11 protein-coding genes and 1 pseudogene are annotated in these 12757 nt (G+C 75.1%); 5 read left to right on the forward strand and 7 right to left on the reverse strand.

Translation table 11 applies throughout. The features are described 5' to 3' along the window. Positions 1-24 precede the first annotated feature (24 nt). From ABZX65_RS21125 to ABZX65_RS21135, 3 genes are all read right to left on the reverse strand, one after another. Positions 25-1320, reverse strand: coding sequence for a M14 family zinc carboxypeptidase (locus ABZX65_RS21125; RefSeq protein ID WP_355341972.1), 1296 nt, complete (start codon positions 1318-1320; stop codon positions 25-27). Between the two features lie 175 nt (positions 1321-1495). Continuing rightward, entirely contained in the window at positions 1496-2218 is a 723-nt protein-coding gene (locus ABZX65_RS21130) for a flavin reductase family protein (RefSeq protein ID WP_355341975.1), read from the reverse strand. Positions 2219-2334: 116 nt separating this feature from the next. Beyond that, positions 2335-3072 (reverse strand): M15 family metallopeptidase, encoded by a 738-nt coding sequence (locus ABZX65_RS21135; RefSeq protein WP_355341978.1) that lies wholly within the window; start codon positions 3070-3072, stop codon positions 2335-2337. Positions 3073-3205: 133 nt separating this feature from the next. Between ABZX65_RS21135 and ABZX65_RS21140 the strand changes: the two genes are divergently transcribed. Then, positions 3206-4228 (forward strand): ADP-ribosylation family protein, encoded by a 1023-nt coding sequence (locus tag ABZX65_RS21140; RefSeq protein ID WP_355341981.1) that lies wholly within the window; start codon positions 3206-3208, stop codon positions 4226-4228. Between the two features lie 46 nt (positions 4229-4274). Here the strand turns inward: ABZX65_RS21140 and ABZX65_RS21145 are convergent, their stop codons facing one another. Then, a complete protein-coding gene (locus tag ABZX65_RS21145) occupies positions 4275-5393 on the reverse strand; it encodes a MerR family transcriptional regulator (RefSeq protein ID WP_355341984.1) in 1119 nt (372 codons plus the stop codon). Positions 5394-5637: 244 nt separating this feature from the next. On the opposite strand from ABZX65_RS21145, the gene ABZX65_RS21150 reads away from it, so the two are divergent. Continuing rightward, on the forward strand, positions 5638-6831 hold the full coding sequence (locus ABZX65_RS21150) for an FAD-dependent oxidoreductase (protein ID WP_355341987.1): 1194 nt from the start codon (positions 5638-5640) through the stop codon (positions 6829-6831). 28 nt (positions 6832-6859) lie between these two features. Here the strand turns inward: ABZX65_RS21150 and ABZX65_RS21155 are convergent, their stop codons facing one another. Next, positions 6860-7309, reverse strand: coding sequence for a MarR family transcriptional regulator (locus ABZX65_RS21155; protein ID WP_355342340.1), 450 nt, complete (start codon positions 7307-7309; stop codon positions 6860-6862). Positions 7310-7559: 250 nt separating this feature from the next. Here ABZX65_RS21155 and ABZX65_RS21160 point away from each other — a divergent pair, with 250 nt between their 5' ends. Then, entirely contained in the window at positions 7560-8102 is a 543-nt protein-coding gene (locus ABZX65_RS21160) for an ion channel (RefSeq protein ID WP_355341990.1), read from the forward strand. Positions 8103-8490: 388 nt separating this feature from the next. Here ABZX65_RS21160 and ABZX65_RS21165 read toward each other — a convergent pair whose 3' ends face one another. Together ABZX65_RS21165 and ABZX65_RS21170 are read right to left on the reverse strand one after the other, a co-directional pair. Further along, positions 8491-8997 (reverse strand): macro domain-containing protein, encoded by a 507-nt coding sequence (locus ABZX65_RS21165; protein ID WP_355341993.1) that lies wholly within the window; start codon positions 8995-8997, stop codon positions 8491-8493. Positions 8998-9044: 47 nt separating this feature from the next. Then, positions 9045-11120, reverse strand: coding sequence for a BTAD domain-containing putative transcriptional regulator (locus ABZX65_RS21170; RefSeq protein ID WP_355341996.1), 2076 nt, complete (start codon positions 11118-11120; stop codon positions 9045-9047). Between the two features lie 297 nt (positions 11121-11417). Between ABZX65_RS21170 and ABZX65_RS21175 the strand changes: the two genes are divergently transcribed. Together ABZX65_RS21175 and ABZX65_RS21180 are read left to right on the forward strand one after the other, a co-directional pair. After that, entirely contained in the window at positions 11418-12323 is a 906-nt protein-coding gene (locus ABZX65_RS21175) for an alpha/beta fold hydrolase (RefSeq protein ID WP_355341999.1), read from the forward strand. Between the two features lie 88 nt (positions 12324-12411). Further along, positions 12412-12679: pseudogene (locus ABZX65_RS21180) on the forward strand (hypothetical protein); the annotation flags it as partial. Positions 12680-12757 lie beyond the last annotated feature (78 nt).

The raw sequence follows: 12757 nt of genomic DNA on the forward strand, positions 1-12757 counted from the left end.
GGGCGGGGTCCTTGAGGGGGCGGGTCACCGCGTCGACGCGAGGTCGACGGTTGCCAGGACGGTCCTGGCCTGGAGTTCGGCCTGGTCGCCGACCGGCACCCAGTGGGCGTCGGTCGCGGCCAACAGGTCACGGGCGCCGGAGTCGATCCGGCGCTCCAGCCGGCCGCGCAGGCGGCCGTGGTCGCCGCCGGGGTCGCCCTCGCCGCCGCGCTCCTCGTCGAGCAGCCGCAGCAGCATCCCGGAGGCGCGCAGCGGCATACGGCGGGCGGCGATGTCGAGGGCGGCGACGTGGGCCATGGTCAGGGGGACGGGGGAGGCGTCGGCGAGCGTCTCGTAGTCGTCGGCGAGGCCGGAGAAGGCGCCGACGGCCTGCTCGACACCGCGCAGCAGCGGGCTGTGCGCGGCCTGCGGGGAGAGCAGGCGCCAGGCGCGGTCCAGCGCCGACGCGGTGGCGGCGCCGTCCTTGCGCAGCCGGGCGGCGAGGGAGGCGACGGCCTGGGCGGGGCCGGGGTGCGCGTCTTGGTCGGCCACGCGCCGGGTGGCCCACATCGGGACCTCGACCACGGCGGTCAGCCCGCCGTGCCGGTGCGGGCGGGCCCAGGTGGAGCCCGTCGCGTTCTCCGGCTCGTCGGTGAACCGCCCGGGCGTGCCCGCGGGGGGCCGCACGAAGACGCCGGGCCCCGACCCGGTCGAGTGCAGCGCGTCGTAGGCGCCGGTCTGCACCGGGATCTCCAGTTCGGCCGCGTATTTGCCGAACGGCTCGGCCAGGCCCGGCACATCGGCGGTCAGCCGCACCCAACCGCCGCCGACGTCGGCGCCGTGCAGCGTGCACTGGAGGAACGGCTTCAGCTCGTCGATCGCCGCCAACAGGGCCATCGTCTCGGGCAGTTCGTCACCCGGCGCGCGGAAGGCCCCGGCCCGCTCGGGCTGATCGGCCGGCGCCGGGCGGTAGGTGTGCCGGTAGTGGACGGCGGGCGGCCGGGGCCCGGCCGGACCCGTCTCGTTGAGCACGGTGCCGTCGGGGTCGAGGCAGAGGAGGAAGTCCCAGGTCAGATCCGCGTCGGCCTGCCGCTGCCGGTCGGCGACCGCGTGCTCGGCCAGCCACAGCGCGCTCGCCCCGCCCGTCTGCTCGTCCGGGTGCGCTCCGGCCACCACCAGCACGTGCCGGCTGCCGTGTCCCACCGACAGCAGCCACAGGGGCCGCCCGGCCCGCGACTCCCCGGCCAGCCGCATCCGGCACAGGTCGGGATGCCGCCGGGTCAGTACGCGGGCCGCCGCCGCGACACCTGACACGGTCGGATACGCGTCTGGCCCGCGCATGACGGCTCCTCCTCGTCCCACATCCACGACCACGGCGGCGTCCACTCGCCGTGCCCTCCCCCACCGCGCTCCGAACCGGCGCGCCGCGTATCGCACATCGCGCGCCACCGGCGGAGTAGCGGAGTTCGGGTGCCGTGGGCGCGCCACCCAAGGCTGTGCGGGCCGCCCCCGGGTGTCAAGAGCGCCCCGTGGCCCCCGAGTCGGCGCGCGACCGCCCGATGTCGGGCCCCCGGTAGAGGCGTTCGGGGATGGTGGCCAGCGCCGATTCCCGCAGTCGCGGGCCGAGCCCGTAGAAGTGCTGGAAACTCATCACCAGGGGCCGCCACATGTCCGGATCGATCCGGTCCCGCGTGCCCGCCGCCCGTACCTTGTCGTGCACCAGCACGCGCGTGATCCGTACCTCGAACACCACGATCCCGCCGCGCTGTTGAGGGTCGTCCTCGGCCAGCGGGTGGGTGGCCTCGACCACCGCCTCCAGCGCCACAGGGCACTCGGCGACGCGCGGTGCCGCGACCGTCTCCGACGCCACCGGGGTCAGCCCGGCCAGCTCGAACTTGCCGCCCTCGTAACGGTATCCGCGCCGCGCCTTCCCCTCGGGCACCGGATCGCGCCCGGTGGTCAGCGCCAGCCGGTCCACGGCCGCCGCCATCGAGTCCTCGGGCAGATTCAGTACGCACGCGCCGTCGCGCAGCAGATTGCGCGCCGTCTGCGACCGCGCCCCGAGCCCCAGCATCGCCCGCCACCCCAGCCAGAACACCGACGACATCGGCGCGAGATTCGCCGACCCGTCCTCGTTCACGGTGGAGAGCAGCACGACGGGCGTGCCGAAGTAGAGGATTCCGGGCTCGATGCGTGAGTGGACGGCGGGTGCGGTCGCCGCGGTGATCTCTGAGGTCATACGGCCAGTGTTGTGCGCGGGGCCGCCGGTCGCTGGCGGGTATCGGACGTCGCGTACGGGGACAGTGAGGCCCGGTACGGGGGCCCGTACGCCCCGGTACGGGGGTGTCGGCGGGGTCAGGAACCGGGCCGCTCGCGGGGGCCGTAGCGGGCGTGCGGCGCACCCGTGGCCAGCGCCCAGTAGCGGTCGCCGTAGGACCAGTGCCACCACTCGGTGGGGTAGTTGACCAGGCCCGCGGCGGTGAGCGCGGCGGACAGCGTACGGCGGTTGGCGCGGGCCTCGGCCGACAGCCCCGGCGCGTCGGTGTAGCAGGCGCCCGCGCTCTCCTCGGGGTTGGCGTTCACGCGGGTGCCCATGTCCAGTTCGCGGCCGTCCGCGACGAGGGTGAGGTCGACGGCCGCGCCCGCGCTGTGCGGCGCGATCTCCGGCGGGGACACGTAACGACTGGCGGCCTCCCTGATCCGCGCGGGCGTCCACTCCGGCCGTGCGGCGCGCAGCTGCGCCGAGTACCCCTCGAAATAGGCGCGTTGGAGGGACGGCGGCCGGTAGCCCTCCACGAACAGCAGGCCGACGCCGTCGGGCAGCAGCGTGCGCGCGTGCGCGAGCCGGGTCAGGACGCCCTCGCGCAGGTGGGCGAAGCTGCCGTCGTCGTCCTGGCGGCGCGGGTCGACGGCGCCGAGCGGTCCGTCCGTACCCGGGCCGCCGCTTCCCGCCCCGCCTCGTACGCCACCGCCTCGTCCGCAGCCCCGCACGTTGCTCCGCACGTCGCTCCGCACGTCGAGCAGCGGCTCGTCACAGTCCTTGACGGGGATGGCCGCGATGCGCGGATCCGACATCAGCACGATTTCGCTCATGGTCCGATCATCGCCTGCCGCCCGCCCAAGTGCCGCGCCCGGCCCCGCCCCCGCCCCGGCTGCGCGGCCTTCGCTAGCCTGCGCGGGTCAGGGACAGAGCCGGGCGCGGGGCGTCGTCGAACGGGGCGGACGGATGAGCGAGCAGGAACGGGAGCAGGAACGGGACCGGAACCGGGAGCAGGAACGGGACCGGGAGCGGCTGCGGGCGGCGGTCGAGGCGCGCGTGCTGGCGGACTGGGGGTTCGAGCTGCCGGACTCGCTGTTCCGGTTCCACGACTTCATCGGGTCGCTCGACGCCGTCGAGGCGTCGGCCTTCGCGGACCTGGAGCTGTGGCCGTACGGCGTGATGGACCTCTTCGACGCCCCCGGCGCGCGAGCCCGCGACGGCGTCGACATCCGCGCGCACGGCCGTTACTACCGCGACCCGCCCGAGTTCCTGACCTTTCTGCACGGCGGCACCGACGGCCTGCACTACGGCCTCTGGTACGACGACGGCCGCACCTGCGCGGGCGTCGGCTCGTACTACAACAACGACGGCGGCGGCATCGACCGCACCTGCCGCACCCCGCTGGAGGCGGTCCGCGTCACGCTCGAACGCCACTGGTACGACCTTCACGAGGACACCGGCCGGGAGCCGGAGGAGGTCGCGGAGCGCGCGCCGGGGATGGCCCGACTCCGGTCGAAAATCGGCGAGTTCGAGACCGGCGACCGTACCGCGACCGGCGCGGACTGCGTACGCGCCCACACGTACGGCTACCGGCGCCCGCCGGTCGAGCCCGGCCGGATCACCACGCTCGACGGCGGCGGCGCCCTCGCGGCGGGCGAGACCGCGCTCGGCCGCCCGCCGCACAACGGCGCGGACGAGCACGCCTTCGGCACGCACATGGCCGCGGTCTTCGCGGACCCCGGCGAGCTGGCGGCGGCCGTCGCCGAGGCGCGGCGGCGCCTCGCGGCCGGTGATCCGACGGAGGCGCTGGTCCTCGGCCGCGACCTGCACTGGGCCTCGGTCGGCGACGCGACCCGCGAGGGTCACGCCCATGAGCTGCTGGCCGCGGCCTACCGTGCCCTGGACCGGCCCGCGTTGGCCGCCGTCGCCGACGCGCACCACCGGCACCGGGACCTGCCGCGCGTGGACGTGCTGGAACCCAAGTCCTAGGGCCCAAGTCCTAGGGCCCGTCCGGCGGATCAGCGGGCCATGGGCGTCAGGCGGGCAGCTCCACGACATCCGCGACCACGCAACTGACGTTGTCCGGACCGCCGTTGCGGTTGGCGAGGGCCACGAGCGCGCGGACCGCGTCGTCGGGGTCCGGGGTCGTCGCGAGCGTGGCGTGTACGTCGTCGGCCGGGACGACGGCGGACAGCCCGTCGGAGCAGAGGAGATAGCGGTCGCCGGGGCGGGCGTCCTGGAGCCGGATGTCGGCGCCCGCGCTCCCGCCGGTGTCCGGACCCGTACCCGACAACGCCCGTGCCAGCAGGGACCGTTGGGGGTGGGACTCGGCCTCGGCCGGGCTGAGGCGGCCCTCGTCCACCATCGACTGGACCATCGTGTGGTCGTGGGTGATCTGGAAGAAGCCGCCGTCGCGCAGCAGATACGCGCGGGAGTCGCCGATGTGGACGAGGGCGAGCTGGGAGCCGGTCCAGAGCATCGCGGTGAGGGTGGTGCCGACGTGTCCCGGCTCGCGCTCGGCGGCGGCGACGCCGCGGACGGCCCGCCCGGCCTGCTCGACGGCGTCCTCCAGGGCGTTCAGCAGCTCGCCGGCGGGGACGGTGTTCGCGCCCGCGTCGAGGCGTTTCAGTACGTCGACGGCCGCGGCGCCCGCGGGGGCGCCGCCGGTCCCGAAGCCGTCGGCGACGGCGAGCAGGCGGGAGCCCGCGTAGGCGGTGTCCTGGTTGTTCTCGCGGACGAGCCCGGTGTCGGACAGGGCGGCGTAACGGATGCCGAGCGGTGCGGTGGCGGCTGACATGGCGGGGTCCTTCCAGGACAGGTAGTCGATGAGGAAGGCGGCCAGGTCCCGCCGGGCGGCGGTGTCGGCCTCGACGCGGGTCCAGTACGCGCGGACCGACAGGGCCGCGTCCCGGCCCTCCTGGGCGCAGACCTCCTGGATTCCGGCCAGCGGCATCCCGAGGCGGCGCAGCCACGCCACCAGGCGGGCCTTCTCCAGTTGCTCCGGTGCGTACCAGCGGTAGCCGGTCGCCGGGTCCACGCGGGCGGGGGAGAGCAGGCCCAGCTCGTCGTAGAGCCGCAGCGCCCGCTGCGACAGCCTGGCCGCCTTCGAGAAGGCCCCGATGCCCATCAGGCCGGGTCCCGTGTCCCGCTCCATGCCCGCGCTCCTCCGTCCCTCCTCGCGCCGGGCCTCCGTCCGGCGCGCGTCCGATGCTGGGGTCTTCCCCGACGTGAGAGTCAAGCAGGTCCGCGGCCTTCCGCCTCTCCCGCCGTCCGCGCCCTCACCTGCGCGGCTTTACGGTTCGCTCTACGAACTAATATGGTTCGTAGAGCGAACGAAATGTCGAGGCGTGCGGGGAGTGGTGAACATGGCGGGTGCGGGTGCGGGTGCGGATTCAGGCGTGGGTGGTGGTGCTGGTGCGGGTACGGAGGGCGCGGCGCGTGCGGTGCGGACGGTCGCGGTCGTCGGCGGGGGGTACGGGGGCGCCGCCGTCGCCAAGGCGCTGGACCAGGACACGGACGTCGTCCTGATCGAGCCGAAGGACGCCTTCGTGCACGCGGCGGGCGCGCTGCGCGCCCTGGTCAGGCCCGACTGGGCGGCGAACATGTTCTTCCCGTACGACCGGCTGCTGGCGCGCGGCCGGGTGGTCCGCGAGCGCGCGGCCTCGGTGGACCCCGGCGGCGTCACACTGGCCTCCGGCGCCCGCGTCGACGCCGACTTCCTCGTCCTGGCCACCGGCTCCGACTACGCCTTCCCGGCGAAGACCGAGACCGACTCCACGGCCGAGGCGCTGCGCAGGCTGCGCGTCGGTCACGACGAACTGGCGCTGTCCGAGCGGGTGTTGATTGTCGGCGCGGGCCCCGTCGGGCTCGAACTCGCCGGTGAGATCAGGGCCGTGTGGCCGGACAAGCACATCGTCGTCCTCGACCCGGCCGAGCGGTTGCTGTCCGGTTTCATGCCGGAGCTTCGGGACGACCTGCTGCGCCAACTGGACGCGCTGGACGTCGAATTGCGCCTCGGTACGACCCTGGCCGCGCAGCCGCCGACCGAGCCGGGGCAGGCGAAGACGTTCACGGTCGCCACGTCCTCCGGTGACCAGGTCACCGCCGACATCTGGTTCCGCTGCTACGGCGTACGCGTCAACAGCCACTACCTCGCCGACGGCCGCCTCACCGCCCGTACGCCCAAGGGGCAGGTCCGCGTGACCGACACGCTCAACGTCCATGGCAACGGCGGGACGTACGACCGCGTCCACGACCGCGTCCACGTCCACGTCCACGACCACGTCTACGCGCTCGGCGACCTCACCGACCTCGCCGAGGCCAAGATGGCGGGGTACGCCATGAAGCACGCCGCCGTCGTCGCCGAGAACATCCTCGCCCAGGTGCGCGGCGAACGGCCCTCGGCCGTCTACCGGCCCTCGCCCGTACCGTCCGTGCTGCTGCCGCTCGGGCCCGGCGGGGGTGTCGGCCAGACCCTGTCCGACGACCGGCCGACCCCCGTACCCGTGCTCCTGCCGGCCGAGCGGGTGGCCGCGTACAAGGGGCGGGATCTGCTCGTGGGGCGGTTCGCGGCGCTCTTCGGCACGGGCTGAGCCTTCGAGTACGGGACGTGGCGCGCGCTCAGTGCGCGACGGGGCCCTCGTCCAGTTCGAGGAAGACGGCGGGCACCTTGTTGTCGCGGACCACGCGGCTGAGCAGACCCGCGAGCGTGACGCGTTCCGCCTCGGTCAGGCCGGACGGCAACTCCTCGACGCGGCGGCAGGTGTCGGCGTAGAACGCGTCGACCAGCGACCGCCCTTCGGCGGTGAGCGCGACCCGTACCGCGCGGCCGTCGCTCGGATCGGCCTCCCGCCGTACCAGCCCGCGCTGCGCGCAGCGGTCCACAAGACCGGTCAGGCTCGACTTCGCCAGCCCCAGGATGCTGCCCAACTCGCCCATCCCCAGGGGCTGTCCCATCAGCACGCACAGCAACTGCCCCTGCTGCGGCGTCAGTCCGTACCCCCGGCCCGCCTCCGCGTACACGGCGTTCACCAGGAAGGAGGAGCGCACCAATGCGGTGACGACTCCCATGTGCTCGCCCGCGTCCTTCCCCATACCGCCAGCCTACGGGATAGGGGCGATCGGGTGGTGGTTCGTGACGCGAACTATGGAAGGGGTGGGAGGGGGAGGAGGGGAAATAGGGAACGCGGTGCGTTCCCGTTCGGACCCGTCCTTTCCCGTTCGTTCCCGTCCGTTCCCGTTCGGACCCGGCCGGATTGCCGCCGGGGTGCGGGCGTCGGACGATCGAGACCGGCGGTCCGTCCGGCGAGGGAGTGATGCGATGAGCGCGCGGCGGCTGGCCGACCTCGACCGCCCCGAGCGGCGCCGGGCGATGGCCGCGAGTGTGGTCCGCTGCGTGCTGTCCACGGCGGCGATCCTGGTCCTGTACTACTTCCTGCCGCTCAACGGCGGCCGTCCCGACGCCGCCGCCCTGATCCGGCTCGGCATCGGCGCCGTCGTCTTCGTCGCGGTCATGCTCCTCGAACTCCGCCGCATCCTCCACGCCGATCTTCCTCAGCTCCGCGCCGTGGAGACACTCGTCGTCACCTTCGCCTTCTTCCTCGCGCTCTTCGCCAGCGCCTACGTCTCCCTCTCCCACCTCTCACCCGGCAGCTTCACCGAGCCGGTCGACCGCACCGCCGGGCTCTACTTCGCCATCGTCACCCTCGGCACCGTCGGCTACGGCGACATCGCCCCCACCAGCGATTTCGCCCGCATTCTCGTCAGCGTCCAGGTCCTCATCGACCTCGTCTTCCTCGCCTTTCTGCTCCGCCTGGTCATCGACCTCACCCGCCTCACCCTCCACCGCGACCAGCCCCCCTGACGGGGGGTCCCGCCCCCTCCCGGCCCGGCCCCCCCCGCTTTCCCGCCTCCCGGGTCCGGCAGGGCTTGCCCGCGCCGTTCCCCGCGCCCCTGCGGTGGCCCGCTGGGCCTCGCCGGTCGGGGTGGTGCCGGTGGTTGCCGGCCGCCGGTCCGGTGGGGGTTACTCGCGCCGTTCCCCGCGCCCCTTCGGGGCACGACCCGCCGTGCGAACGGCGCCACCGCCGTGGCTGTCCGCGCCGTTCCCCGCGCCGCTGCGGGGTTCGGCCTCGTGCGGGGTGGGTGGGTCGAGGTTTTTAGGGGCGCGGGGCTGTGTGTTATTGGCGGCTGGCGCCGCGTGGGCGCGACGAGGCACGACGGGGCTGAGTGTCGCCACGGGTCCCGGGGAGGGGTCAGGCTTCGGCGAGGGCGGTGGTGAGGATGGTGTGGGAGGGGCGGTCGAAGGCCATGAGGCGTACGTGTTCGACGCGAGTCGACGCGTGGGTGAGGACGGCGACGGCGATGCGAGCCGCCTGGTCGGCGGGGAAGCCGAAGATGCCGGTCGAGATGGCGGGGAAGGCGAGGGTGGAGACGCCGAGGGTGTCGGCCACTTCGAGGCAGCGGCGATAGCAGGAGGCGAGGACGTCGGCCTCGCCGGAGGCGCCGCCCTTCCATACGGGACCGACGGTGTGGATGACGTGCCGGATCGGGGGGTCGAGGTCGAACCCGGGGGTGGCGACGGCGTCCCCCCGCGCGCAGGGCGCCACGGCGGCGCCGGCCTCGGCGAGACGGGGGCCGGCGGCCCAGTGGATGGCGCCGTCGACTCCGCCGCCGCCCTGGAGGGACTCGTTGGCGGCGTTGACGATGGCGTCGACGGCCTGTTTGGTGATGTCGCCCTGGACGACCTCGATGTGGACCATGGACTGATGATGGCGGGGGAAGGCGGGTCGGGGCACGTCGAATTCGGTCAGGGGGTCCGCAGGGCGGCGGCCAGGTCGCGCAGGTGGCTGTCGACGGGGCCGAGGCTCAGGAGTCCGCTGGCGGCGCCGGCCAGCTCACCGGCGGCGGGCAGCAGTTCGGCGTGGGCACGCCGCGCGGCTGGCGGGGAGTCGAGTGCGAGGGCGGCGCGGGCGGTGAGGGCCCACATGGCCTCGTAGAGGAGGTCGTGCGGGGGCGCGGGGGCACCCCGGAGGGCGGCGGCGGCCTCGGGGCGGCGGTCCTCGGCGAGCAGGAGGAGGGGGCGGACCCACGGGGCGTACGGGCCCCAGTCGGCGTCGGTCCGCGCGAGGACGAGCAGGTCGCGGCCGTGCCGGAGCCGCAGGCACAGAAGGGCGAGGGGGAGGAGCCCGCGCTCCAGCCCCGGCATCCCGGCCCCCGTCAGCTCGGCGGCGGCATCCCCGTACGCGGCCTCGGCCGCCTCGAAGGTCCCGGTCTCCGCGAGCCGCAGCGCCCCGTACCACCGGGTGAACACCCCTACGAGCGGCAGCTCATGACGCTCCGCCAGCCGGTCGGCGGCGGCGGCGTGCTCGTCCGCCGCCTCGAAGTCACCCCGTGCGCAGGCCGCTTGGAGCCGGATGAGCCGGCCGAGCACCTCGGACGTGAACAGGCCGTGCCGCGAGGAGAGTTCGACCAGCTCCGCACCGATCGCATCGCGTTCCGGCGCCAGACCCGCCCGCTGAAACGTCTGCATGAAGGTCGCGTTGAGCGCGAACGCCAGTAGCACCGGATCGTCCAGCCGCCGCGCCGCCTCCTGCGCCAACCGGGCCGCCTGCGCCCCGCGGCCGCCGCCACCGCCCCCGCCGCCGACGTTCGCGCCGCCGACGTCCGCGCCCCGCGTCTCCAGCGCGATCGTCGCCAACAGCCGTGCGCGCAGGGCCTCTTCGGCGGGGCCCGGCGGCAGGGCCGTCAGGGTGCGCTCGGCGGCGGCCACCACCTGGGCGGCTTGGGCGGGGTCGTCGAGGCGGGTCCAGACGGCGGGGACGTCGTAGGCGCCGATGACGCGGGCGCAGAGGTGGGGGTCGCCGAGTTCTTCGGCGGCGGAGACGGCGGCGAGGCGGTGGCGGCGGGCGGACCGGAGCCCGTCGCCACCGGTGACGGCGAGGCCGCGCAGGAGGGTGACGGTGGATTCCAGGCGGGCGCGGGCGCCGGTGGGGACGGTGCGGTCGTAGGCGGCGGTGGCCTCGGCCCAGACGCGTTCGGCGCCGCCCGCGCCGGGGTCGAGGCGGTCGTCGTCCTGCCGGAGGATGTCGGCTTCGAGGGCGCGCAGGCCGGGCCCGGGGTCGACGCCGAGCTGTTCGACCAGGAGGGCGCGGGCGCGGCGCAGCACGGCCAGGGCGTCGCCCTGGCGGCCCGAACGGTAGAGGGCGAGGGCCAGCAGGCGCCAGGCGTCCTCGCGCCAGGGATGCTCCGCCGCGTGGGCGTCGAGGTCGGCGGCGGCCTCGGCGGCCAGGCCGAGGGAGAGGCGGGCCTCGGCCCGGCGTTCCACGGCGTGCAGCCGCAGTTCGGCCAGGCGCGAGCGTTCGGCGCGGGCCCACGCCTGGTCGGCGAACTCGGCGTACGCGGGCCCGCGCCACCACCCCAACGCCCGCTGGAGCAGGGCGAGTACGTCCTTCGGCGGCAGCCCGGCGGCCTCGGTCACGGCCTGCTCGAAGCGCCACGCGTCCACCGTGTCGGGCGCGGCGCGCAGCGCGTACCCGGGGCCCTCGGTGACCAGCAGCCGGGCGGGCGCGCGCGGCGGCCGGTCGGGTTCGAGGGTGCGGCGCAGGGCCGCGACGAAGGTACGGAGGGTGCCGACGGGGTCGGCGGGCGGTGCGGGGGAGTGGCCCGGACCCGCGCCGTCGTTCCCCGGCCGCTCCGGCCACAGGTCCTCGACCAGCCGGGCGACCGGTACGACGCGGCGGCGGGCGATGACCAGGCGGGCCAGTACGGCCCGGTGCCGTGGCCCCCTCAGCGCGAGGGCCGCACCGCGTACCGCCTCGTCCGGGCCGTCCCCGCTCTCGGCCCAGGCCGCCACCGGCCCCAGCACGCCGAACGCCACCCGCACCGCGTACCGCCTCTCCGGGAGTTCCCCCAGGTCACGGTAGCGCGCTCATCGGCTGCTCATCCGTCGCCCACACGCTGGAAGCACGAGCCCGTTGACGCGCCGGGCCCGCGTACGACCCGGACCGCGTACGCGCACGGACCGCGTATACGCCCGGACCGCGTACGCGCACGGCCCGCGTACGCGCACGGCCCGCGTACGGACCAGGCCCGCGTACGCGCACGGCTCGCGTTTGACCGACCGGCACCGCCGCGTACGGGGCACGGCCCGCGTACGTCCACCCACCGAAAGGGGCACCCCATGCCACCCGCCATCCCCGGCTTCGACCTCCGCCGCGTCCCCGCGGCCGACGGCGTCACCCTCACCGCCGCCGTCGGCGGCTCCGGGCCGCCCGTCGTCCTGCTGCACGGCTTTCCGCAGACCCACCTGATGTGGCGGCACGTGGCCGTCGACCTCGCCGCCGACCACACCGTGATCTGCCCCGACCTGCGGGGTTACGGCGCGAGCGACAAGCCGGCCGAGGCCGACGACACGGCCGGCCCCGCCGGGACGGCACCAGCCGTCTACGCCAAGCGCACCATGGCCGCCGACATCGTGGCCGTGGCCGCCGCCCTCGGACACGACCGCTTCGCGCTCGCGGGCCACGACCGCGGCGCCCTGGTCGCCTTCCGCGCCGCCCTCGACCACCCGGGAACGGTCACGCACCTCGCCTGCCTCGACGTCCTGCCCACCCTCGACATGTGGGACGCCATGCACGGCACCACGGCCGCCGTCGGCTTCCACCTCTACCTGATGGCGCAGCCGCCCGGTCTGCCCGAGCGGATGATCGCCGCCGACCCCGATCTCTTCTTCGGCCACTTCCTGGACCTGTGGGTCCGGGCTCCCGAGGCCGTCCCGGCCGACGTGCGCGCCGTCTACCTGGCCGCCTGCCGGGCCGCGATCCCCTCGATCGTCGCGGACTACCGCGCCTCGGCCGGTATCGACGTCACCCACGACGCGGCCGACCGCGCCGCGGGCAACCGGCTGCGTATGCCCGTCGCCGTCCTCCAGCAGGACTGGGGCGCGGCTCTCGGGTTCGACGCCGCCGCGCTGTGGTCCGCGTGGGCCCCCGACCTCCGGCACACCACGGTCGACACCGGCCACTTCATGGCGGAGGAGTCCCCGGCGACGGTCGTCACGGCCCTCCGCGACCTCCTCGCCCGCTGATCCGGAGGCCCGCCCGCCGGAACACGACGCGGTCGGGGACGCGTGGTCGGGCGGCGGCCCGGCGGGACCCGTGCCCGTCGGGGGTGCGGTGCCGCCGGTTTCCGGCTCCGGCGGCGGTCAGACGGTGAAGATCCGCCGTTCCGGCGACGGTCAGACGGTGAAGATCCGTTCCGCCTGGTCGCGGTGGGTGTGCAGGTCCCCGTACACGGGAGAGATCTGGTCAGCGGTCGCGGGTCGGCGACCCGCGGGCGTACCTCGTACGGGTCGTCACGCGGCAGTCGCTCGACCGGCTGCGCACGCTGGCGCGCCGCCGCGAGGAGTACGTCGGCGAGTGGCTGCCGGAGCCGCTGCTGACGGCCCCCGACGTCGTCTTCGTCGCCGTTGCCGACGGCCCCGCCCCCGCCTCCCGCGTCCCCGTGCACGGGGACGCCCGC

Origin of the sequence: Streptomyces sp. NPDC003300, assembly GCF_040610915.1 — a bacterium.
Classification (GTDB): Bacteria; Actinomycetota; Actinomycetes; order Streptomycetales; family Streptomycetaceae; genus Actinacidiphila.